This is a genomic window from Kutzneria kofuensis, assembly GCF_014203355.1.
GTDB lineage: Bacteria > Actinomycetota > Actinomycetes > Mycobacteriales > Pseudonocardiaceae > Kutzneria > Kutzneria kofuensis.
Genome location: NZ_JACHIR010000001.1, coordinates 1,984,742 through 2,006,106, shown reverse-complemented (window position 1 = coordinate 2,006,106; position 21,365 = coordinate 1,984,742). Strand labels below are relative to the sequence as shown.

24 protein-coding genes are annotated in these 21,365 nt (G+C 66.9%); 9 read left to right on the top strand and 15 right to left on the bottom strand.

The annotated features are described in order from the left end of the window. The first annotated feature begins 6 nt into the window (after positions 1 to 6). Positions 7 to 447, top strand: a complete 441-nt coding sequence (locus BJ998_RS09080) for a hypothetical protein (protein WP_184860224.1) — start codon at positions 7 to 9, stop codon at positions 445 to 447. Then, positions 425 to 1,336, top strand: a complete 912-nt coding sequence (locus tag BJ998_RS09075; protein ID WP_184860222.1) for a hypothetical protein — start codon at positions 425 to 427, stop codon at positions 1,334 to 1,336. The genes BJ998_RS09080 and BJ998_RS09075 overlap by 23 nt, the downstream gene beginning before the upstream one ends. 191 nt (positions 1,337 to 1,527) lie before the next feature. On the opposite strand, the gene BJ998_RS09070 is transcribed toward BJ998_RS09075, so the two are convergent. From BJ998_RS09070 to BJ998_RS09050, 5 genes are read right to left on the bottom strand one after another with little or no spacing between them, the layout of a single operon-like run. Further along, positions 1,528 to 3,654 (bottom strand): cell division protein FtsK, encoded by a 2,127-nt coding sequence (locus tag BJ998_RS09070; RefSeq protein ID WP_184860220.1) that lies wholly within the window; start codon positions 3,652 to 3,654, stop codon positions 1,528 to 1,530. Beyond that, a complete protein-coding gene (locus BJ998_RS09065) occupies positions 3,651 to 4,511 on the bottom strand; it encodes a hypothetical protein (protein WP_221337934.1) in 861 nt (286 codons plus the stop codon). Before BJ998_RS09065 ends, BJ998_RS09070 begins: the two co-directional genes overlap by 4 nt. Next, entirely contained in the window at positions 4,508 to 4,840 is a 333-nt protein-coding gene (locus BJ998_RS09060) for a hypothetical protein (protein ID WP_184860216.1), read from the bottom strand. The genes BJ998_RS09065 and BJ998_RS09060 overlap by 4 nt, the downstream gene beginning before the upstream one ends. Continuing rightward, the gene (locus BJ998_RS09055; protein WP_312890011.1) at positions 4,837 to 5,187 is read right to left on the bottom strand and encodes a WhiB family transcriptional regulator; all 351 of its coding nucleotides are present in this window, start codon (positions 5,185 to 5,187) and stop codon (positions 4,837 to 4,839) included. Before BJ998_RS09055 ends, BJ998_RS09060 begins: the two co-directional genes overlap by 4 nt. Then, positions 5,184 to 5,420, bottom strand: a complete 237-nt coding sequence (locus tag BJ998_RS09050) for a helix-turn-helix domain-containing protein (protein ID WP_312890010.1) — start codon at positions 5,418 to 5,420, stop codon at positions 5,184 to 5,186. Before BJ998_RS09050 ends, BJ998_RS09055 begins: the two co-directional genes overlap by 4 nt. Positions 5,421 to 5,621: 201 nt before the next feature. Here BJ998_RS09050 and BJ998_RS09045 point away from each other — a divergent pair, with 201 nt between their 5' ends. Together BJ998_RS09045 and BJ998_RS09040 are read left to right on the top strand one after the other, a co-directional pair. After that, entirely contained in the window at positions 5,622 to 6,017 is a 396-nt protein-coding gene (locus BJ998_RS09045; protein ID WP_184860212.1) for a helix-turn-helix domain-containing protein, read from the top strand. A gap of 228 nt (positions 6,018 to 6,245) precedes the next feature. Beyond that, the gene (locus BJ998_RS09040; RefSeq protein WP_312890009.1) at positions 6,246 to 7,355 is read left to right on the top strand and encodes an NsdA family TPR-like regulatory protein; all 1,110 of its coding nucleotides are present in this window, start codon (positions 6,246 to 6,248) and stop codon (positions 7,353 to 7,355) included. Here the strand turns inward: BJ998_RS09040 and BJ998_RS09035 are convergent. Together BJ998_RS09035 and BJ998_RS09030 are read right to left on the bottom strand one after the other, a co-directional pair. Then, entirely contained in the window at positions 7,323 to 7,895 is a 573-nt protein-coding gene (locus BJ998_RS09035) for an NUDIX domain-containing protein (protein WP_312890008.1), read from the bottom strand. The genes BJ998_RS09040 and BJ998_RS09035 overlap by 33 nt on opposite strands. A 388-nt stretch (positions 7,896 to 8,283) precedes the next feature. Further along, a complete protein-coding gene (locus tag BJ998_RS09030; protein WP_425558910.1) occupies positions 8,284 to 9,420 on the bottom strand; it encodes an IS701 family transposase in 1,137 nt (378 codons plus the stop codon). Positions 9,421 to 9,537: 117 nt separating this feature from the next. Here BJ998_RS09030 and BJ998_RS09025 point away from each other — a divergent pair. The 4 genes from BJ998_RS09025 to BJ998_RS09010 all read left to right on the top strand — a co-directional run bounded on the left by BJ998_RS09025 (position 9,538) and on the right by BJ998_RS09010 (position 12,852). Continuing rightward, a protein-coding gene (locus BJ998_RS09025) for an IS5 family transposase (protein ID WP_184857770.1) occupies positions 9,538 to 10,355 on the top strand; the annotation gives its coding sequence in 2 pieces (ribosomal slippage) (positions 9,538 to 9,880 and positions 9,880 to 10,355; 819 coding nt in all). A 938-nt stretch (positions 10,356 to 11,293) separates the two neighbouring features. Continuing rightward, positions 11,294 to 11,545, top strand: a complete 252-nt coding sequence (locus tag BJ998_RS09020; protein WP_184868542.1) for a helix-turn-helix domain-containing protein — start codon at positions 11,294 to 11,296, stop codon at positions 11,543 to 11,545. Positions 11,546 to 12,178: 633 nt separating this feature from the next. Continuing rightward, entirely contained in the window at positions 12,179 to 12,475 is a 297-nt protein-coding gene (locus BJ998_RS49530) for a CPCC family cysteine-rich protein (protein WP_376775853.1), read from the top strand. 149 nt (positions 12,476 to 12,624) lie between these two features. After that, positions 12,625 to 12,852, top strand: a complete 228-nt coding sequence (locus BJ998_RS09010) for a hypothetical protein (RefSeq protein ID WP_246488557.1) — start codon at positions 12,625 to 12,627, stop codon at positions 12,850 to 12,852. Between the two features lie 16 nt (positions 12,853 to 12,868). On the opposite strand, the gene BJ998_RS09005 is transcribed toward BJ998_RS09010, so the two are convergent. Both BJ998_RS09005 and BJ998_RS09000 read right to left on the bottom strand, forming a co-directional pair. Then, entirely contained in the window at positions 12,869 to 13,510 is a 642-nt protein-coding gene (locus BJ998_RS09005) for a serine integrase family protein (protein WP_184860210.1), read from the bottom strand. After that, complete coding sequence (locus BJ998_RS09000) at positions 13,507 to 14,460, bottom strand: DNA methyltransferase (RefSeq protein ID WP_184860208.1); 954 nt, start codon at positions 14,458 to 14,460, stop codon at positions 13,507 to 13,509. The genes BJ998_RS09005 and BJ998_RS09000 overlap by 4 nt, the downstream gene beginning before the upstream one ends. Before the next feature lie 231 nt (positions 14,461 to 14,691). On the opposite strand from BJ998_RS09000, the gene BJ998_RS08995 reads away from it, so the two are divergent. Further along, positions 14,692 to 15,891, top strand: coding sequence for an IS110 family RNA-guided transposase (locus tag BJ998_RS08995; RefSeq protein WP_376775833.1), 1,200 nt, complete (start codon positions 14,692 to 14,694; stop codon positions 15,889 to 15,891). A gap of 37 nt (positions 15,892 to 15,928) precedes the next feature. Here the strand turns inward: BJ998_RS08995 and BJ998_RS08990 are convergent, their stop codons facing one another. From BJ998_RS08990 to BJ998_RS08965, 6 genes are all read right to left on the bottom strand, one after another. Next, positions 15,929 to 16,831 carry a type II secretion system F family protein gene (locus BJ998_RS08990; protein ID WP_221337933.1) on the bottom strand — a complete coding sequence of 301 codons (903 nt, stop codon included), beginning with the start codon at positions 16,829 to 16,831 and terminating at the stop codon, positions 15,929 to 15,931. Positions 16,832 to 16,845: 14 nt separating this feature from the next. Next, positions 16,846 to 18,165 (bottom strand): TadA family conjugal transfer-associated ATPase, encoded by a 1,320-nt coding sequence (locus tag BJ998_RS08985; protein WP_312890007.1) that lies wholly within the window; start codon positions 18,163 to 18,165, stop codon positions 16,846 to 16,848. Positions 18,166 to 18,287: 122 nt separating this feature from the next. Then, a complete protein-coding gene (locus BJ998_RS08980; protein ID WP_184860201.1) occupies positions 18,288 to 19,130 on the bottom strand; it encodes a CpaE/TadZ family protein in 843 nt (280 codons plus the stop codon). Then, positions 19,130 to 19,840: an SAF domain-containing protein gene (locus tag BJ998_RS08975; RefSeq protein ID WP_184860199.1), complete on the bottom strand. Its 711-nt coding sequence runs from the start codon at positions 19,838 to 19,840 to the stop codon at positions 19,130 to 19,132. The genes BJ998_RS08980 and BJ998_RS08975 overlap by 1 nt, the downstream gene beginning before the upstream one ends. Positions 19,841 to 19,962: 122 nt before the next feature. After that, positions 19,963 to 20,985 (bottom strand): hypothetical protein, encoded by a 1,023-nt coding sequence (locus BJ998_RS08970; protein ID WP_312890006.1) that lies wholly within the window; start codon positions 20,983 to 20,985, stop codon positions 19,963 to 19,965. Between the two features lie 14 nt (positions 20,986 to 20,999). Next, positions 21,000 to 21,356 carry a hypothetical protein gene (locus tag BJ998_RS08965; RefSeq protein ID WP_246488556.1) on the bottom strand — a complete coding sequence of 119 codons (357 nt, stop codon included), beginning with the start codon at positions 21,354 to 21,356 and terminating at the stop codon, positions 21,000 to 21,002. Between the last annotated feature and the right edge of the window lie 9 nt (positions 21,357 to 21,365).

Here is a 21,365-nt window from a genome sequence, read left to right as displayed (position 1 = left end):
GCGACCATGGACCCTGCTGTGGCCGTGTTGGCGCTTACTGCCTCGGCCGGCGCGCTCGCGTTGCTGGTCCTTGCCGTGGTCCTCGCGACTCGGGAGATTCAGCGCCGCCGGTACGTCGACCGTATCGCTGCTGAGCTGAACGCGCAGTCACAGGCGTTCGGCATGACTGGGCCGCACGTCGTGGAGACAGATGCGCCGATGCTCGGGATGCTCATCCAGGTCGAGGGGGAACGCGCTTTCCTTGATCGGCATCTGGTGTTCGAGGATGCGGAGACGAAGGAACTGTACGGGCGCACTGCCTTCCTGTCTGTGGACGGGTTCTGGTGTTCGTGGGTTCCCAACTGTGCCTGCCGGAACCGGTGTCTCGATTGCCGCGCCACGCTGCGCGCGACGGCGGCCAGCCGCCGCGCTCGACGTGAATCCCGTGCGATGGCTGGCGGTAGCTGAGTTGCCGCACCGCTTGTCCCTGGTTCGGCGTCTGGCGGGGCTGCGTCGCCGCTTCACAGCCGAAACGACGTCCTCCGTCCTGCCGGCCATCGTCCAGGCGCTCGATCCCGTAGACAGGACCACGCGTCTTCAGTTGATTGCCGCCCTCGGCGATTGCAGTGCATCGGTACCCGCCGAGGTACGGCAACTCGTGCTGCCGGATGCTGTTGCACCTGAGCAACGCGCCCTTGAGGCAGGGATTCTCAGCGTCGCGAACCGCCTTGCCCCTGCCGCGTTTCGGATGGCTCGCCCGCTCCCTGACTACCTGACCCTTCACGTTCGCGCGGAGGCGCGGCTGCCTCTGCTGGCAGCTTTGGTGCCGAGTGAGACATCCGTTGGTCTGGTTGGTGTCGCCGGCCTACGGGTGCGCCCCTTCCGGCGACATGTCGAGCTGTATCTCTTGGGCACGACTGCACGGGTTTCGCTGGCGACCGTGTCCTATGACATCTGGCGCGATGCGGTCGCTGACCGCGATCCAGCGTGGCTGAACTGGCGGCAGCCCCCTCCGTTGACCGATGCTGAACTCTCCACAGTTCCCGCCAGACACGCGCTTGCGTCGTCGATTGCAAGTTCTCTGTTGCGGCGCACTGGCCTGTTCCCGTTGGCTCCCAACGTCGTGGCCTCGGCGAGGGAAGCGTGTCAGGTGGACTGGTCCGGGGGAGCGTCAACGAGTTCGATCGCCGCCGCGCTCACGCATCCGTTGTGCGGCCTGCCCGATGTGCCCGCGCGGATCGCTCGGGTCACCGACCAGCATCTGACAATCGCGGTCGCCAACGGCGCGGCCTCCGTGGCGCTGTCGGGTCCGGACCTGACGTGCCCTGCGGTGACGGGTGAGACAGGTCGTCGCTGACCCTGTCCCACCCGTCACAGATGCCGTTCTGCCTGGTAGAGCGGCTGGTGGACCCGTCACAGTGGTTGTGACGGGTGCTGCGCGTGTGACGCCTGCCGTGACGGGTGCTGGTCGCACTTGTCACGGAACTTGTCACGTATTGGCGCGCAGTAGATGCCTACCCGAATCCGGCCACGGCCTGCCGCCGACTGTCAGTCATTGTCGGCCTCCTCGTCACAGGCAGCGTCCACGGCGGCACGGATGTCAGCGGTGAAGTACCCGCGTACCTGCCTCACGGTGCCGTCCGTGGTCGGTATCCGCTCCCGCCTTGACCGGCAGCCAAGTTCTCCCATCTGCCGGCCGAACATCGTCGGCTCGACGCCGAGTGCCTCGACCAGCTCGGCCGTGGGCACGAACGTGCGGCCGTCCTGCTCGGCGAGATCGTCGCCGAGATAGTCCACAACGGACGCTAGTAGCTCGGGCAACTCAACCAGTTCAACGTCACCCGCCTGACCGGTACTGCTGCCAATGGCCTTGGCAACGGCAGCACGGTCGAGCATCGGCGTCAGGTTCGCACCGATTGCATGACCGCTCAGGGTTCCGGCAGCCTCTCGCAGCGCACGACCACGCTGGCAAATGATCTTCCAGTCGGGGTTGGGCATGTAGTAGGTACGGACCGTCATCGCTAGTACATCCGTACCTGCTTCCGTCTCGCCGTCCGGCCGAAGGATGCCAACTCCTTTGTGTGAAGCCAAAAGCTTGGAAGAGTCGTAGCCGCGGGTGTTCATCTGCTCGCCGAGGATGATGTTGGAGTCTCGCCAGTCCATCACCCGCAGCGCGAACCGCGAGCCGAGCACCGCCCGCAGCGGCGTAGGCAGTGAAGTCGCGTCCGGGCGCTGGGTTGCCAGGATGACCACGATGCCAGCTGCCGGTCCCTTCTTGGCGAGCCACGTCAGCAACTCGCCGAGGTACCTGCCGAGTGGGACCTTCTTACCCTCCACTTCGACCGGAATACGAGACTCCAAGGGGATGTGCGCCTCGTCCACGATGACGGCGGTGATCGGCATGTTGAGCGCCTTGTCCCGCGAGATGCTCGGCGTGATCTTCGACTCGGGGCATGTCTCGTCATCGAGTTCGCGCATCCGGGCGTAGCGTCCCTGAGTCTCGGACACCAACTCCTCAAGCCACGCCTTGAACATGAACACGTGGCCGTCGTCGTCACCGGAGAAGAACCGGTGCGCACACGGCTCGCACGCATCCCAGTCCTTGCCGCCCTTGAAGTCCGCCACGTACAACCGCGTGTAGGGGTCCAGGATCAGCCCTGCGGCGGCAAGCCGCTCGGCGAAAGTCTTGCCCTGTCTGGGAATCGCTCCGATCAGGAGTGACGTCCACACCAACGGCAGGCTTACTTTCCGAGCGCGTGCGTCTTGTCCAAACGGGACTGGGCGCCAGGCGTCCCAGTGCTCGACGTTGAGCAGCGGCGTCCGTAGCGGAGGAGCGGCGTACGGATCTTCGTCAGCGACCCACATGGAGACTCGGCCGGCGTGACCGCCGTTTCCTCGGACTCGCTCGACGATCAGCTGAACCTCGTCAACCGCAAGGGCGGACGCAAGCGCCTCGCGGTTCTTCACCACATCGGCTGCCTTGCGGGTCGCCGGCAGGTCGACGGTGATTGCCCACCCGTCGCCTTGTCGAGATGCACGCTCGACAAGCCGTAGTGTCTCATCCTTGCCGATCAGCTTGGCGTCGCGGAACGCGTCGACCAACACTTGCGGGTCCATGGTCCACGTGAGCGAGCGTGGACCGGCAAGCACGGGCTTGCGTCCGGGACTGCCGTCCTTGCGTCGACCGAGGACCGCCAGTGCAACAGATGCGACGGCACCTGTGATCCACAGCGTCACATTGCCGTACACGAGTTGGGTCACCAACACCGCCATAGCGCTGCTGACGGCAACCGCACCGGTCACCTTCCACCGGAACAACGTCAACGCCCGGATTTCAGTGAACTTGTCAGCCAACTTCTCCGACTGCTCGGCGGCGTCGCGGTAGTCGTGAACGGTGACCCACTTTCGCCACCATCGGGCGGCGGCCAGCGCTCCACGCGCTACAGCACTGACGTAGCGGAACGGTGAACGGAGCAGGCGAACCGCCAGATCCTTCAACGCCTGCGTGAACGCGCTGCGCGACTTCAATGCCATCGGCACGCGTGGTGAACGCTGCCACCACGAGTCGATCACCTGCCGCACTGACGGTTGACTGAGGTGAGGCGCGGCATCGTCGACCAGTTCGGCGTCATACACGGGCTCGGCCGGTACAATGTCGGAGTCACGTGAAGTCATTGCCCCGCCTCACTTTCTGGCTCCGCATCCTTCGCAGTGGTTGCAGCAGAGTGCTCCACTTCGGACTTGAGGGCAGCGGCCAACCGAGGGGACAGCCCTCGCGCGCAATCGGTGACCGACCGCACCCATGCGGGTGTGATCTCGACGCCTGGTGTCCATGCCGCACGGGCCTCAGTGAGGTAGTCGCCGAACAGCTTCCTCCGTCGGGTGCTCTTCCTCTTCGGGGGTTCGCGTCGCGGTTGGTGAACGGTCTCCGGAGTGTTCACCGCTGACGCGTTGGTGAACGCTGCCGTCACTGCTTCGGTCAGCTTGTCGCGGAGATCGGTCACCGCCTCGGCGGCCACGAACACCACCAGCGGCGGCACCGAGTGCAGCACGACACCCGACAGTGACCCGGCCGCGTACGACGCCCAGGTGTTCATCACGTACGTGGCCGCCACCGTCAGCCACTTCGCCCGTCGCACCCACGGCCCGGTCTGAACCTGGTAGCGGGCCGTGACCTGCTCGGCCCGCAGGATCGCCAACAACACCAGCGACACCGTCGGGTCCAGCAGCCACGCGGCAAGCCACGGCAGCGACCAGGCCGCCGCGCCAGCAGCGGCGAACGCCTGCACGTTGGTCATCGTGAAGCCCAGGCCGAGCGTGATGCCGGCCCAGCACAGCCGGTCGACCTGGGTACGCACTTGTTCTACTCGCAAGGCCACCACATCGGGATGGGTCTGGTAGGCCCGCCGTTGGGTGGCCTCGGCTGCCTCTTCGATGAGCTTCTGGGCCTGGCTCGCGGAGGGGCCGGGTGGCCGCCCGTGGGCGGCCACCCTCCTCCCTCCGCTTCGTCGGGACTCAACCGGGTTAGTCATCGCTGACCACCCCTGCGCCGAGTGGCGTTGTCCAGCGTGCTCACCGTCAGCGCCTTGGTGAGCACGTAGGCCGCGAACAGATCCGGCAGTGCGAGCACCCCCACCAACAACGTGGTGTTGTTGGAGTAGGTGACCACGATCCACTGGACGCCGAGGAGCACGGCACCGCCGAGTAGGACCCTGCCGGCCAACGACACCAGCCGCGCACCGGCTCGCGCGGCTTCAGCGGCTGCCTTCGCCCGTCGACGGCCGGCGCGCCATACGAGAATCAAGGCCAACAGCGCACCCAAGCCGGCGAGCAACGGCATCAACGGCACGTTGACCGTCATGACGGCTGCCCTCCGCCCCGCCGGCGAGCCAGCCACGCGCGGTAGACCGCTCGCCTGTCCTCTTCGGAAAGCGCTCCCCACACTCCGACCGTCGACTCTCCGGCGGTACGGAGTTCGAGTTCGAGACACTCGCGCTGAACCGGGCAGCCCGCGCACAGTCGCGCGGCCAGTTCCCGGTCAGTCAGCTCCTCGCCGGACCACTCGGGCTCATCGTTGGTGACGAGCCACATGCACGTGCCGTCCGTGGTCACGATCTCCAACAGCACGTTGTCGGGAACCTCGGCGTACCGGTCGAGGTCTGCCGCGACTACCTCGTAGTAGTTGTCACGAAACTCGTCACGATTCACCACGGCGCACCCCCGACCAGCCGCTCCGCCTCGCGAGCCGTCCGACGCTCGGCAGCCATCCGAGCAACGTCGATCACGCCGCCGGACTGGGCTGCCTGCTTGGCCAGCTCGTCAACCGCCTGGGCCGGAACCACGTACCGCGTCCTGAGGCGTACTGCCGGGAACGCGTCCTCCTGAATCGCCCGGTAGATCGTCGCCGCGTTGACTCGCAAGATCTGTGCGGCTTCCTGCACGCTGTAGAAGACAGGTGGCCTGCTCGGTCCTGTCTCACTCGTCGACCTCATTTTGGTGACTCCAGAAGACTGATTTTTGCGCAGGATTCGCTGACATCAGCCTTGATTTATGGCCAATCACCGCCGATGTCAGCGCAAAGACCGATTGCTGTGCGCTGTGCGCGCTAACGTCAGCGGTGAAGGCGGAGCACGGAGGCGTACGTGGACGAGGATTGGGCGGCAGTCGCGGGGGCGATCAACGCCCGCACGGCGGACCTCGCCTTGAAGCAGAAGGAGCTTGCCGAACGTTCCGGCGTTTCGCTGGCTATCGTCCGCGAAATCCAACAGGGGAAGATTCAGCGACGACGAAATCCGCGCACGCTCGAAGCTCTGTCGATCGCGCTGGACTGGCACCCGCAGCACCTCAGCGCGGTGCTTCGCGGAGAGAATCCGCCGGAAGCCGAGGCGCCGGCCACCACTGCGGATGATCCAGTTGTCGCGATGCTGGGCACAATCGTGCGCGAACTCCGGGGCCTGCGGGCCCAAGTAGGCACACTGAGCAGCAGGCTCGAATCGGCAGTCTCGGGTGAGAATGAGAAGCCGACAAAGAGCCGTTAGCTCTGTTGCCCTGGTGGCCGTTCCCGTCGTCGTCATGACACCAGGAAACGGCCAACAACCGACCCAAAACAGTTGTCGGCGATTAACGTGCCCCGAGTTAAGTGGAGTTAACTAGCGAGGTCAGACGCCAAATGATCTGGGGTGAAGATGGCGCGGAGCCAGAGAGGCGGACCACCCGCGACCAAGTTGCAGGCTGTCCGCGTTCAGCAAGGGCGCAGTCAGGACCAGGTGATCCGTCTCGTGATCATGCGTGCTTCGCTGCTGAACATAGCGGTGGCGTCCGAGTCTTCGCTCAAAGTCATGCTGTCGCGCTGGGAGAACGGGCACGACCAAGTGACTGAGCCTGGCTACCGGCGGCTTTTTCGGGAGATCTACGGACGGACCAATGAAGAACTTGGCTTCCCGTCTGAAGTACTGAATGAAGGTGCCGCGGAACTGCGGGACCGCTTGATAGTCGCTCGCAGCATAGACGGCGAAACGCTCGACCTGTTTCAGCAGCAGGTCAACATGATTCGCGGCTCGGACAAGCGATTCGGTGCCATTGCGGCTCTTGACCAGTTGAGCAGTCTCATCAAACACATGGAAGAAGTCCATGCATTCAGTGTTAATGCAAAGCATCGCAAGCGTCTTGCGGCAATACTGACTGACGCGCGTACGTTGGCTGGCTGGAATGCTTTGGATCGAGGCTCACAACTTCAGGCATGGAAGTATCATGAAGATGCCAAGGTGTCTGCGGGCGAGGCTGGCGCGCCTCATTTGCTTGCTCATGCTGCGGCGCAACAGGCGGTAATCCTGCTGGACCTTGGCGACGCAACTGGCGCGGTCGAGCTACTTGAATACGCGCGTTCGGTAGCCGAAAACAAAGTGCCTGCGGTATTGCAGTCATGGCTTGCTGCTGCTCACGGCGAGGGGCTTGCAGCTGCTGGTCGTCGTAATGAAGCGCTACGAGCCTTTGATCAGGCGGACGAGTGGTTGCCGGCCGACCCGGTTGATCCCGAAATGCCATTCCTTCTGCTGAACAGCGGTCAACTCGCTCGCTGGCGCGGCAATGGTCTAACGAAGCTTGGTGAGCAGGAGGCGATAGAACAACTGGAAGCGGCTGCCCGGGAACTGGAGTCGCCGAATGGCACGGCCATTCGTGAGGGCTCGGCCATTCGTGGACTGAACTGGTTGTACGTTGATCTAGCGTTTGCTTACTCTGCCGCTGGCGACCGGGAAGCTGCGATTGCCTATGCGCAGCGAGCTCGGCGGCTTGCTTCGCAAATTGGCTCCGATCGCCAACGGCAGCGGCTCGAAAGTCTGATTCTACCGGGCGCCAGCGGCACCACTATTGCGTGATGCTAGGTAGTAGAGGAGTGGAATTACCGCGCCAGACCCAAGGACCTCACCGTTCCGAACAAGGTCCAACACCCGGTCTACCGGAATCCACTCGATCCGCGCGGCTTCCTCGGCATCGGTAGGCTCGCCGACCTTCTCGGCCTGCCGCCACATGAAGACGTCAACCGGCGAATCAATCATGCCCGGCAGCGGCTGAAACTTCACAATGTGTTCAGGCTCGCCGATTGGACGCCAGCCGGTCTCCTCCTCAGCTTCACGCGCGGCCGTCGCGGCAGGTTCTTCGCCTTCTTCGACCAGCCCGCCAATCAGCTCATAGCCCCACTGGTCGACAGCGAAACGGTACCGCCACAGCGTCAGCACCTCTTCGTTCTCATTGACGAGCAGAGCTATCGCGACGTGGTCCAGCCGGACCACGTGATGCTCGAACCGACTGCCGTCGGGCGGCTCCACATCAACTAGGTTGACCTTGATCCACCGGTTGTCGTAAACGGTCCGCTCGCCATGGACCTTCCACTTCAGTGCCTCCGGGTACTCCGTCACTCTGGCAGCCTACGGGATGTGGAGAAGTTGATCACTATGCCGGTGGTGCTGGGTGTTGGTGTCGAGGCAGTTGAGTGTCTGCGGAGGACGGACCGTCTGTAGGGTTCAATGCCCGCTGCTGATGATCTCGGCGCTCTTGTCGGCGGATAGGCCAAGCCGGGTGACGGCGGGGCGGATCGACGATCCCCTTCATTTTTATCGTTCAGCTTCCCATTCGCTTAGTACGACAACGACAGGTCGTGATGTTGTCTCCGGTGGTGGCTAGCTCGGGCACGGGCCTGGCTAACCAACCGCCACCGTGACCAGTGCAGGATGTGATCGACGGTGTGGGCGGAACGGACCACGACCCGGTTCCATAACCGGCGAACCTCGTTGACCGACAACGGGATCACGGTCTGACCATCGCCAGCAACGGAGCCCCCTTTTCAACGGTTGGCCGTGTGATCACCAGGAACGCCAACGCCGTCATCGACAGCGTGACGTGCCGGTACCACGCCTGGTAACCCCGCGCCTGGTAGTGATCCAGACCGGTCTCGTTCTTCGCCGTCTGGAAACACTCCTCGATCGCCCAGCGGCTGCCCGCGACACGAACCAGCTCCGCCAAGCTGGTATCGGCAGGCCCGAAACACACGTAGTAGGCGATGTCGGTCGGATCGCTGACCGAACGCCGAGCCAGCAGCCAGTGCCCCCAACCCCGCCGGCGCAACGGCCGGATCTCCACCGCCGTCCAGTCCGACACCCGAGGGCCACGAACTCCGTCCCCGCAGCTGAGCCGCTGCCAATCTGCGTCCGCGACGTCCGCAATCATCCGCGCAACCCGGACCTTGGCCAAGTGCATCGACACCACCATCGCCGACTTGGGCACCGCCACCACATGCGGGACGTCCACGGTCTCCAACCACAGCCGGAACTTCGTGTCCTGCCCGTACAACTCGTCGGCGGTCACCCATCCGAACGGCACCTCCGTCGCGAGCGCACGCTCGATCATCCGGCGGGCCAGCACCTGTTTGGTCGCGAACTCCACCTCGTCATCAATGCCAGCCGCCCGGCACCGGTCACGATCATCGGTCCAGTCCTTGGGCAGATACAACTCCCGATCAATCAGCGCACGACCGCGTGGTGAGGCATACGCCAGAAATACCCCGATCTGCGAGTTCTCGATCCGGCCGGCAGTGCCCGAGTACTGCCGTGCGACTCCTGCGGAGTGGGCACCCTTCTTCAGAAAGCCGGTCTCGTCGACGATGAGCACCCCCTGCTCACCGTCACCGATGCGTTCCACAACCGCGGCACGCACGTCGTCACGCAAGCCATCGGTGTCCCACGCGTAGAAGTTCAGCAACCGCTGCATGCCTTCCGGCCCCGCATCCCCGGCGGCCTCGGCCAGCGTCCACCCGTTCTTCCGCTCGATCTCGGCGAGCAATCCCTTGACATACCAGCGCATCCGGCGCCGCGACTCCACTCGGGGGAACCTGCCGGCGAACCGGCCCAGAAACGCCTCGAAGCTCGCCGACCAGTCCGCCACCATCTCCGCCAACACAACAAGATCAACTACCAGAGTCCGGACCTAGATTACAACCTGTCGTTGTCGTATTAGAGCTCGTCTCACGTGGATCTTGCTCGGCCGCTGCCATGATCAGACGTTGTGACGGATGCGTTGTCGCAGCGGCTGGTGCCCGACGAGTTGTGGGCACTGGTCGCGCCGTTGGTCCCACAGTTCACGCCGCGTCGGCAGGGCGGTGGGACGACGCCGGTGGACGACCGGGCGGTGTTCACCGCGATCGTGTTCGTGTTGACCAGCGGCTGCGCCTGGCGGCATCTACCGCCGTCGTTCGGGGTCACAGTGCCGACCGCGCACCGCAGGTTCACCGAGTGGACCAAAGCGGGCCTGTGGCCACGGGTGCATCGGGCGGTCTTGGACGAGTTGGGCGGCCAGGGCTTGATCGATTGGTCGCGGGTGGTGGTGGACGCGGCGGCGGTGCGGGCGAAAAAGGGGGATCGTTGACCGGTCCGAGCCCGGTCGATCGAGGCAAGCCGGGCTCGAAGATCCACGCGCTGTCCGACCGGGCCGGTCTGCCGTTGTCGGTGGCGGTGTCGGCGGCCAACACCAACGACGCCTACGGGCTCAAACCGTTGGTGCGGGCGATCCCCGCAGTGAAGTCGCGGCGTGGTCCCCGTCGGCGCAAGCCGGCGAAGTTGCACGCGGACAAGGCCTACGACATCAAGGAGTTACGGGCGTGGGTACGCGAGCAGGGGATCGCGGTGCGGATCGCCCGCAAAGACACTGAGTCCAGCGCGCGGCTGGGTCGGCACCGGTGGGTCATCGAACGCACGATCGCCTGGTTGTTCGGGTACCGCCGACTCGCGATGCGGTACGAGCGCAAGGCGAACCACTTCTGCGCGTTCCTGACGTTGGCGGCGGCCTTGACTTGCTTCAAGAGGCTCGCCAAGGCCGCCACGTAAGACACCCTCTTAGGCCGCTTGGTCGTCGCGTTCGCCTCGGGTGTCTCGGAGCCAGTGGGAAATCAAGGTGGCGAGGGTGGACACGGCGGTCTCGTAGTGGTCGGGCGTCATGGGCGTGGTTTCGAGGCGTTCGATCTCCCAGAGTTCGTCCGCAGGTCGCCAACGACGACGGGCCGGGACCGCGGATTCGACTGGTGGCTGGATCGGGCCCGACTCATCAGGGCCTGTTGGTTCTGGCGTGTCGTGTGGGTGGCGCATCGCGCACCTCCCGCCTCGCTCCGCGAGGTCACCTGCAGATCAGAGACGTTCGCGGGCGTGCTGGTCGGCGACAAGGAAAGCGTCGACTCAGCGGGCATTCCCCAGCTGTGGACACCTGCGCTCTCAGGTCCGCGAGGCGGATCTTCTGGAAGACAGACACGCACCATGACGCGCGTTGAACGTGCTGGGGTTGCCGAAGCTGTCACGAGCTGTGTGCCTCTACTCCCCGGATATGTGTGTGCGGGGCCGGCGGTCACGGTCGTGCTGGACTCCTGCCGCCCGGCAAGATCGCAGGTCTTGCCGACTGCGTACTCGATCACCATGGGAGCAAGAGACGCGGCGGCCGACGTGGGTCCAGAGATCGGTACAGGCACGGGCCAAACACGGCTCGTGCTGATGTAGGGCTGGGTTGGTCGTGTGAGTCGGGGGTGCTCCTTTCCGTCTGCGGGGACGTCTGCCATCCAATTAAGGTAGCACCTAACTGTAGTAGGTACAACAAAGTTCAATTAGGTGCAGGGCGGCTCACGAGGTTCTGTTCGTCAAACACACCGGGTGGTCCCCTGTCCTCACGTAGGTCATCGGGGAGACTGGGCGACGATCGGCGCCCATGGAGGCCGCCGGAAGACGAGTGAGCGCGGGAAGGCGTGGCGGTGCAGCTTCGATGGCGGCTCAGGCAGGTGATGGCCTCCCGCGAGGTATGGACAGGCAAGGAGTTGCGCGAGCTGCTTCTCCGGCGTGCCAACTTCACCTTGTCGGCGCCGTCTGTCTCGGCGCTGATGAACAACGAGCCGGTTCAGATGAAGACCGAGACTCTGCAGGCGTTGTGTACCGCCCTGAAGTGCACTCCGGACGAGCTGTACGGCGTCGTTCCTCCACGGGAGATCGCGCTCGCCGAGAAACCGGAAGCTGACGAGTCGTCAGCCAAGCAGTAACTGCCGCGCGGAGGCACGGGCGCGACGATGAGCATCATGCTGTCGGCGCAGAGGGTGTAGACGGCGATGTCGGCTGACTCGGAGATCGCGGATGCCGCCGCGCTGGCGAGCGCGATGCGCGGCTCGGCGATCAGTCCGGACAACGCCGCGCCGGGGGCGATCGTGAGCAGCGTTGTCCGGGTGCCGACAGTGTCCTGCAGGAGGTCCCGGACGGTGAACGCGAGTCCGGCGAGGAGCGCGCCCGCGGGAATGTGCAGGCCGGCGACCGTGACCGCCGGCCAGAGTGTGGTGGCCCAGTTCGCTCCGGCGATCGTCGCCGCGTACCCGGCGACCAGGACCACGGCGGCGATGCTCCACCGGCGGGTGGTCATGTCGCACTCGGCCGGGTATCGGCCGAGTCCTCCGCGTCGGGCGGACCGTCGGCGGCGCCGGCTGGGCGCGGTGGAAGGTGCGTTCGTCAACCAGTGGCTCGTGTACCTTCGGCGCCGAGGTGACCCACTGCTCGATGGGTGCCGGGCGGCCGGCGATGGTGCGGGCCCAGACCTGGCGGCCGGTGTACTTGACGTTGTTCTGTTGACTGCACCAACTGGATGAGTGACTCAACCTGCGGGCGTCGATGTTCGATGCGGTGGCATGGATCATGAGCTCTCCCGGGTGCATCGGGGGTTGATGGAGGGACGGGCCGTGCTACCGGCGATCGGGGCAGTGGTGGCCGGTCCCGGTGCGTTGTTGCCGTGGGTGGTGCGGGACGGCGCCGGGCGGGAGGTCGATGGCCAAGACGACCACGACGCCACAGTGGTCCGGGGCGGTCCGAACAAAGACCTCAGCCTCACCCAGGCGCGGAACAACTTCGCCGCCTTCGGGGCCTCAGACGAACGGCACCTTGACCATGTCCGCCCTCCGCACGACGAGGAACACCCACTCAAATAGGCGCCGATCGACCATCCGCCAAAGTCGGGCGACACGCCGATCCGCACATGTAGCCAAGGATCTTCGATTACGTTCCGTAATGTTTCCGGCACGTCGTGGGCCGAAGTCCTGTTCAAGATCATTTCGGTTAAGCTTGCATCCGCTGCCCGATGCTGTCGATTGACCCGAAGATGCTGTCCCGGCTTGATGAGTTGGAACAGGACCTGCTCGCCCGCCGCAGTCGGGCCGTCGAGGAAGGCTGGCGCGGCGAGATCGAAGGACTCGACCTGACGCTGACCTTCCTGCGCAGCAAACGCACCCGCGCCCAACGCACTGCACGACTGGGCGCTCCGACACAGGTCAATCTCGGCATGCCCACCCGCGGACAGCACGGCTGACACCGCCGAAGCCACCTCAAACACCGCCCACCAGCGAAAGGCGACTTCGATTTAGTGCAGAGAAGGTGACGATCCGCCGGACGGCCTTGGCGGTCCACCGCCCGTTGGGCACAGGGGCCGGGTACTGGCGCGAGTCGCTGTTGAGTCGCGTGGCGATGGCGGCGAACGTCAGGCCGTGGTCGGCGCGCCAGATGAAGATCTGCTTCACGACCGCGGCGGTCTGCCAGTCCAGGACGAGGACCGCACGCAGCTTGCTATGGCCGCTGGGGTCGGTGACACGGATGCGCAGGGCTCGGTAGCCGTAGGGCGGCGGCCCGATCTGGTAGCCGGCTCGGACGAGCTCGACCATCGCGGCGCGGGCGCGGCGAGTGGTCTCGGCGTGGTGCGCGGCGAGCGCGGTCCACTGGATCCGGTTGCCGCAGGCGTCGAACAGTTCGTCGTCATGGGTCTGGTCGTCCGCGCTGCCTTCGGTGTCGGCGGCGGTGTTACCCGGTTGGCTTGTCCACAGGTTTGTCCACAGTCGAGACCACCACGGTGGACGGATCTCGGCCACCGGTGTGCCGGTGCACTGGTGCCGGGCGGCGGCGCGGAGGGCGGCGCGCTTGCGGCGGAACTCGGGGTGCCAGTCGCACTCGCGGCAATACAGGCGGGTGGTCATGCCGCTCGCCTCCAGCCGGGGTAAGTGACGCCGTTGACCGCGGGCCGGATCACGTCGTCCTCGGTTGGCCACGGGATGCCGGCTGCCGTCGCGGCGGCGAGTTCGGCGTCGTGGGCGAGTTGGAAGACGAGCACCTCGTGGTGCGCGGTCAGCGCGGTCGGCACACCGGCAGCGCGGGCTCGGGCAGCGGCGCGGCGCTCAGCCAGCGACGCTCGGGTGACCAGTCGGCTGCCGCGCAGGCCGGCGGTCAGCGCGATGCACCGCTCGACCGGCGCCAGCCCGGCAGCGGTGGCGGCGGCGATGAGCGGACTGGTCAGGTCAACCAGCGAGCCGTCCGGGTGCCGGAGAGGTCGCGCGATGACGGCGACGTGCCCGCCGGAGCGCAGCAGCGGCTCGCAGTAGAGCAGCGTCGTGGCGAGGTCGGCGAGGGCGGACTCGACCGGCTCGCGGTCCGGACCGCTCGCCTGGTTGTTGGGGTCGGCTGGCGCGGTGCGCAGGGCGGTCAGGACGAGTCCGACTCGCCCGATCAGCCCGGCGGCCCGGACGGTCGCGAGGACTTTCGGCCGGGCGTCGAGGACCGAGCCGTCACGCCAGGCGCCCGCGGTCTTGGCGGCGGTGACGTTGCCGCGAGCGAGCGTCCACCACCGGCTGCGGGCGGTCAGGCCGAGCGCGTGACGGCCGGCGCGCAGCGCCTCAACGAGGGCGGTGCCCGCGCCGCAATCCGGGTCGAGAACGAGGTCGCCGGGACGGGTGTATATGGCGATCGCGTGGGCGGCGACGGCCGGCGGAATCCGCTCGGTGTCGGTCTCGGTGCCGGGAACACAGCCGGCGTCGCGCAGTTGCGCGAGCGGGTCCCGCTGGCCGGTCGGCCAGACCGACAGCGGCGGCATCGGCGGCTCCTCCCCCGGCGGCAGGGGGAGCGGCCAGGGCGACGTGGGACGGTCAGTCATCCTTATCTTCTGAGTCGGGTCGGTTCTGGTCAGTCGTAAGATCAGGAAGGCCCGGGGACCTCGGGTGTGGCTGTCATGACGGAGCCGTTGGTGTGGCTGGGAAGGATTGGCCGCCCGGGGTCCTGCGACGACTCGGCCGCTGATTGGGATGAGCGAAACAATCGCTGCATAAGGACGTGACGGCGAGGTCGTCTGCTGGGTGTCTGGCACGAACGACGACGGGAGGTGGCCGTGCCGCAACTGTGGGCCGGTGTGGACGCGGGCAAAGCCCACCACCACTGCGTGGTGATCAACGCCGAGGGCGACAAGATCCTGTCCCGGCGAGTGCCCAACAACGAGGCCGAACTGCTGGAGCTGATCGCCGATGTCCGAGCGCTGTCGCCCGACGTGCTGTGGGCGATCGATCTCAACGCCGGCGGCGGCGCGCTGCTGATCGCCCTGTTGGTCAACCACGACCAGGCCCTGCTCTACATCCCCGGCCGCACCGTCCACCACGCCTCGGCCGGCTACCGAGGATCGGGCAAAAGTGACGCCAAGGACGCGTTCATCATCGCCGACCAGGCCCGCATGCGCCGCGACCTGCACCCGATGACCGCCGGCGACGAGATCGCCGTGGACCTGCGGATCCTGACCGCCCGCCGCTACGACCTGACCGCCGACCGCACGAGGGCGATCAACCGGCTGCGCGCCCAGATCCTGGAGTACTTCCCCGCCCTGGAACGAGCCTTTGACTACAGCTCCTCCAAAGCCGCGCTGGTGCTGTTGACCGGCTTTCAGACTCCCGCCGCGCTGCGGGAGTGCGGCCAGGCCGAGCTGGCCACCTGGCTGCGGGCCCGCAAGGTCCGCAACGGCGCCGCAATCGCCGCGACCGCGATCGCCGCAGCCCGGGCCCAGCTCACCGCCGTTCCCGGACAGTCCACTGCCGCGGCCATGACGGCGCGGCTGGCCAAGGGGGTGATGGCCCTGGATGAGGAGATCGCGGAGACCGACGCCCTGATCGAGGGCCGGTTTCGCCAGCACCGGCACGCCGCCGTGATCCTGAGCATGCCCGGCATCGGGCCGTTGCTCGGGGCCGAGATCATCGCTCTGACCGGCGGGGATCCGGCCGCGTTCGGCAGCGTTGACCGGCTGGCCGGTGTCGCCGGCCTGGCGCCGGTCCCGCGTGACTCCGGCCGGGTTCAGGGCAACCTGCGCCGTCCGCGCCGCTACAACCGGCGGCTGCTGCGGGCGTTCTACCTGTCCGCGCAGTACGCCATCGTCCGGTGTCCGGAGTCGAAGGCCTTCTACGAACGCAAACGGCACGAGGGCAAGGTCCACAAGCAGGCCGTACTGGCCCTGGCGCGTCGACGCCTCAACGTCGTGTGGGCGCTCGTCCGCGACGAACGAACGTTCCAGCCCCACGTGCCACGACCAGGCAGCGCAGCAGCCTGACAGGCTCACCGCCTATCACCGCTACCGCTTGACAACGTCATTGGGAATCCTTCCCGATGAGCAGGTCATCGACGTCCACCTCGGCGTCGTGCGGACGGATCACACTCAGCTCGGTCAGGAACCTCTCCGGTTCACGCAGGCGCACAATCCGTGCGAGCCAAGCAAAAGCGGCTGTGAACAGGGCACCGACGAGCAGCAGCATGATCTGCCCGAACGCGGAGTCGTAAGGGGCGAGATAGCCGCGGTTGAGCAGCACCAGCCCGATCGCGAAGACGAGCGTGGTGATCACGACGACGCGCACGCTGGTCCGGGTACGGGCCCGGCCAGCTTCGACCCGCATACGCATCGACGCCTGTTCACGGGCCTCGCCGGCCAGTTCACCGAGCAGGTCAGCCAGTTGCCGGGCCTGGTGCTCGGCAGCCAGCACGAGCGCGGAGATCACCAGGTCGGCGGTTGGATCACGCAGCTGGTCTGCGAGGTGACGCAGGGACGGCGCGAGGCGTTCGCCGCGTTCCAGCCGGACGGCCAGCTCGGTGATCTCCTCACGGATCGCCTCCGGGCAGGCCGGCGCGGTAGCGAGGATGGCCTGTTCCAGCCCGGCCGCGGCCACGAGGGTGTCGCGCAGCATCTCCGTCCACCCAGCGATCGCCTCGATGCGTTCGAGCTGACGCTTGTAGTCGACGTTCGAGCCAAGGATCCGCGGCAGGCCGATCACCGCGACCACGGTCAGGACGGCGCCGACTACCCAGCCGGTGACCGCGCCGACCGCCAAGCCGGCGAGCACGGCCATGACGAGCAGGCCGACCTGTTTCCGATCGTGCCGTGCGGCCAACCAGGTACTCAGCCGGGACGGCGTCGCCGGACGAGCAGGCCGACCGCGCAGCCCGACGCCGATGAGCAGGGCTCCGACGGCGACGCCGGCACCGAGCAGGCCGAACAAGGCGGCAGTGGTGGTCACGGGGTCCACCACCCTTCGTGCCGCTCGAACAGGTCCGGGTCGTAGCCCGCCTCGACGAGCAAGTCGACGGTGTCGGTGCGCAGCGGCGCGCCGGGCACCGCCCGCAAGTCCGGGCCGGGTCGCCAAACCTCGTTGCTGATGACCTGGGCGCCGTCGGCACCGACGACTTCGCGGATGGAGGACACGACGCGCTTGCTCGGGTCGTCGCGGGGCTTTGCCAGATGCACCACGAAATGCAGCGCGGCGGCGACCAGCAGGTTGGTGGCCTCCATCGGCAACCGCTCCGGGCCTTGCACCGCGTAGGCGGCGAGCTTGGTGAACGCACCCTGGCTGCTGGAGGAGTGCAGGGTGCCCATGCTGCCGTCATTGCCCATGGACATCGCATTGGTCAGCGGGATGACCTCGGGACCGCGGACCTCGCCGACGATGACCCGGTCCGGGCTCATCCGCAGGGACTGCCACACCAGGTCCGACAGCGAGATCTCACCCTGTCCCTCGATGTTCGGTTCGCGGGCCTGCAGCGCAACCACGTCCGGGTGGGCCTGGGCGTCCTCGCCGAGACCGAGCTCGAAGACGTCCTCGATGGTGATCAGCCGCTCCCACGGCGGGATGACTGAGGCCAGCCCCCGCAACATCGTCGTCTTGCCGATCGCGGTGCCCCCGGTGACGAGAATGTTCCGCTTCGCCTTCACCAGGGCTTGCAGGAAGCTCTCCAGGGCAAGGTCGATCGTCCCGTTCTCCCGCAGTTCGGCGAGGGTGACCGTGGTGAACCGGTGCCGGCGGATCGACACCGACGGCCGCGCGGTCACCGCCATGACCGCCGAGACGCGCTCGCCGCCGGGCAGCTGGAAGTTCACGATCGGCGATCCGCGGTCGAAGCGTCGCTCCTCCACGCCGCTACGGGTGGCCAGGTCACGGATGAGCTCGATCAGCTCGGTGTCCGAGCCGACCACCGGCGGCAAACGCTTGCGACGGCCGTCGGCGTACTTGACGAACACACGGTCGCCGTTGATGTTGATGTTCTCGATGTCGGTGTCGGCCAGCAGCGGCTCCAGGCCGGCCAAGCCGAAGACCTCGTCGAGAACCTGGCCGATCACGCGCTGCTCAACATCGGGGTGCAGCAGCATCCCGCCCGAAGCGGAGTTGCGCAGCTCGGCTTGGGCGTGTGCCTCGGCTGCATCGGTCAGGATGACCTCGGCCAACCGGCGGCGCGCCGGGCCGTCCATCGGCGGGCGACCGGCGGCCTCGTCGGCTCGGATGCGCTGGCTGAGCTGGGTGGACAACTCGGTGCGCAGGTGAGTCCGCAGCCGTTCCACGGCCGCGATTTCACCGGCTGGCCGGTGCGGAAGCTCTGCCGGGCCCGGTAGCTGCGCAACAGGAAGCGGGTGCGGGCCGGAGCCGTTGGCCGACGTGGTCAGGGAACCGGGGCCGGGGCGGGTCATCGCGTCACCCCGTTTCGGGTGTGCGGACCGAGCGGTTGCAGGCTCGCGCCCGAGACCGGCCCGCCGGGAACCGCCAGCCGCAGGTGCGGGGCCTGGGAACCGCTGGTAGTGGCCGGTTGGAGCCCGTGCGCGGCGAAGTTCAGCGCGATCGTGGCGGCGGCCCGGCCGAGCGCGGACTTGTCCGGCCCGCGCCGGCTGGTGCCCTGGCCGCACAACACGGCGGCTCCCTTAGCGTCGCGTGGCACCCGGCCCATCACGGGGATACGCAGCGCCTGGGAAACCTCTGCGGTCGAATAGCCGTCGCCGACCAGCACGAAGCACGGGCGGCGCGACCATTGCTGGGCCGCCTGCAGCTTGAGTGCCACGTGCGCGAGTTCGTCATCATGCGGGCGGGCCAGCAGCAGCATCGCGTCCGCGCTGCGGATGATCGGCAGCGCGGGCGAGTCGGGATCGACCCGACCGCAGTCGGCGATGACCGTGGTGTCCGGCTGGTCGGCCGCCCGCCGCAGCGGCGACGACAGGCCCGAGGCCAGCACCGCAAGCGCGGCGCGAGCCTGTTCGGCACCGACCGGGCCGAGCACTACCCGCAGACCGCCAGGCAGCAGCTGCGTGTGCTGAGCCAGCAGACTCGGGTCGGTTCCGCCGCGGCCACGGGCCGCTGCGGCCAAGCTGACCACACCCGGCGTGTCGGGCAGCCGGAAGCGGGCCATCAGGTCACCGCCAGCCGGGTCGACCTCAACCACAATCGGGCTCTGCTGACCCGGCCAGCGCGCCCCGAGAGCAGTCGCCAAGGTCGTCACGCCCGGCGACCCCTTCAGCGAGCAGACCGCGATGAGCATCAGCGGCCTCCCGCGATCGCGACCAGACTCAGCTGCCCTGCCGGGGCAGAGGCCAACGCGCGAGCGTCCGATTCGGACAATTGCAAGGACACCACGGTGATCTGCTCGGTCTCGCGTGTGGCAACGCCCGTCACCACCGCGGTCCACGACGACGTCTGCCCGGAGCCCGTCGTCGTTCCGGTCGTCGTGCCCTGCCCCGGCGTGGTAAGGACCGCGACGGTGGTGCCGGGTGACAAGTCGGGCGGGAACTGTCCGGGCTTGAGCCCCACCGCAGCGATTGCCTTGCCCTGTGCGGGAATCTGAGGTGTGCCCAGCACCGAACGGGTCACCAGCGCGCCGGCGGGAAGACTGAACGCGACCGGCTGTCCCACCACCGTCGACGCAGCCGATGCGGGCAACACGTCCATCCCGGAGTCCGCCGCCATGCTGACCTGCTTCAAGTCCTGCGCCGTCAGAACTTGGCCAACGGCAACGGGACGCGCCAGCGCAATGACGCTCTCGCGGTCACCGAGTTGCATTCCAGCGAACACACCGCCGGCTGCGCAGACGACGACCAGCAAGACGCCGAGCAGCAGATAAGGCACGCTGCGACGCCGGCCGCCGCCGCTCAAACGCGACGGTGTCTTGCCGTCACGGCCGGCCCACGCGTTCGGCGACGCGGGCTTCTGCGTCGTCGGGCCCGTGCTGGTCGAACCTGCGGTAGTGGTCACCACCGACCTCCTTCAGGCATGACGCCATCGCGACGCGTCGATTCGGATGTTCGACGTGCCTTGGTCACAACGGAGTCGTTTTGCGTTATGCACACCCGCCCTCGTGAGGCGGGAGGCTCGGTTCAGCCGGTCGCGATTCCCTGGCTCTCCGCCACACGGAACGCCGCCGTGGACGAGGTCGTCATGTTCGGGAACGTGCCGCCCTGGCCGGCACCCGCCCAGGTCACGGTCCAGTTCACCGTGGCGGTCACCGGGAAGGCGTCGGCACGCTGGCCGGCCGAGGAGGTCTTGTAGGTGTAGCCGCAGTCCGGCGACGCGCTCTTCGGATCACCACCGGCAGGGAACGGTGAGCCAGGGCCGGTGCAGGTCACGGAGCCACCGTCACCCATCGACCAGGTCACCGAGGTCGGCTTCGCTACCGCGGTCACCGAGACGCCCGGCACCGACGCAGTGGCCGACACATCGCCCCAGCTGCCGCGATCCAGCCACAGCCACGTCGGGAGGGTCACCAGCTGATCACCGGCCGGGTTCGCCCTGATCTTCGGCACCGGCAGGCGCAGCTGGTTCCGCGCCTGCGCCGCGAGCTCGGCAGGTGACGGCAAGGGTGCCGGACCAGGCTGGCCGTCCGCGATCCAGACCGGCGGCCGGTACAACGCGTCGTGGAACCCAGGCCCAGTGCACTTGTAGACGTACCAGGCGCCGGACGGCGGCTGAGCCTGCGCGAGCCGCGGCTGCGCAATGGCGAACTGCACCGTGGCCGGCCCGCTCTGCGGCCGGTACATCGCGGGCATCGCCGTAACCGCACCAGTCTTCGGCGGAACATGGAACGCCGCCGGCTGCGCGCCTCCCGGCGGAGGCCCCTGGTAGTCACTGAGCTCGTACGCACACTGGGCCAGATTGGTGTTGCCACCGATGATCGTGTCGCCGTTGGCGTTGGATTGCCCCGTACCGAGATTTCCGTTGCCATGGGTGCCTGGCTTGGTGTTTCCGTTGCCCTGGTTACCGTTCCCCGGCTGAGGGTTGGTGCCTGCACCGAGTTCGCAACCAGGGTTGGGGTACTGGCTGCAGTCGGTGAACCCGTATCCGTCGTCCGCGAACGCGGGCAACGCGTTCACGATCAAGACGGCCGCGGACAGGCCGACCACGACTCCCAAACGCTTCAACACGAGCCAACCCCCTCCACGGCGAAGCGGGTGACCCTCCACGTGCCGTCCTGCTGCTTTTTGACTTCCGCGGTGATCGAGCGCCGTCCGCCCGGTGTGTCGTTGAGCAACTGGCCGTTCTTGTACTTCAGCCAGTTCGAGCTATCGCTGCAGTCCGAGATCATGATTGTGGTCGGGTTATCAGCAGGGTCCGCTTGGGACACCCGGGGATTGTTCGTCGGCGCGCCTTTGGACACGACACCGTTGAGGTGATCGGTGTACAGGCTGCGGTTGATCACCCCGAGCGCGTCACCTGTCGCGTACTTCGCGAGCTCGGGCGACTGCCAGTCCGACGTCTCGCCGGCTTTGGCCATCTGCCGCCA

Bases quoted from the DNA above. Each gene is read 5' to 3' on its own strand.
- BJ998_RS09080 (WP_184860224.1), top strand. From the start codon at position 7: ATGGACCCTGCTGTGGCCGTGTTGGCGCTTACTGCCTCGGCCGGCGCG.
- BJ998_RS09070 (WP_184860220.1), bottom strand. From the start codon at position 3,654: ATGACTTCACGTGACTCCGACATTGTACCGGCCGAGCCCGTGTATGAC.
- BJ998_RS09065 (WP_221337934.1), bottom strand. From the start codon at position 4,511: ATGACTAACCCGGTTGAGTCCCGACGAAGCGGAGGGAGGAGGGTGGCC.
- BJ998_RS09060 (WP_184860216.1), bottom strand. From the start codon at position 4,840: ATGACGGTCAACGTGCCGTTGATGCCGTTGCTCGCCGGCTTGGGTGCG.
- BJ998_RS09030 (WP_425558910.1), bottom strand. From the start codon at position 9,420: ATGGTGGCGGACTGGTCGGCGAGCTTCGAGGCGTTTCTGGGCCGGTTC.
- BJ998_RS09020 (WP_184868542.1), top strand. From the start codon at position 11,294: ATGGCCTCCCGCGAGGTATGGACAGGCAAGGAGTTGCGCGAGCTGCTT.
- BJ998_RS49530 (WP_376775853.1), top strand. From the start codon at position 12,179: ATGGATCATGAGCTCTCCCGGGTGCATCGGGGGTTGATGGAGGGACGG.
- BJ998_RS09010 (WP_246488557.1), top strand. From the start codon at position 12,625: ATGCTGTCGATTGACCCGAAGATGCTGTCCCGGCTTGATGAGTTGGAA.
- BJ998_RS09005 (WP_184860210.1), bottom strand. From the start codon at position 13,510: ATGACCACCCGCCTGTATTGCCGCGAGTGCGACTGGCACCCCGAGTTC.
- BJ998_RS09000 (WP_184860208.1), bottom strand. From the start codon at position 14,460: ATGACTGACCGTCCCACGTCGCCCTGGCCGCTCCCCCTGCCGCCGGGG.
- BJ998_RS08980 (WP_184860201.1), bottom strand. From the start codon at position 19,130: ATGCTCATCGCGGTCTGCTCGCTGAAGGGGTCGCCGGGCGTGACGACC.
- BJ998_RS08965 (WP_246488556.1), bottom strand. From the start codon at position 21,356: ATGGCCAAAGCCGGCGAGACGTCGGACTGGCAGTCGCCCGAGCTCGCG.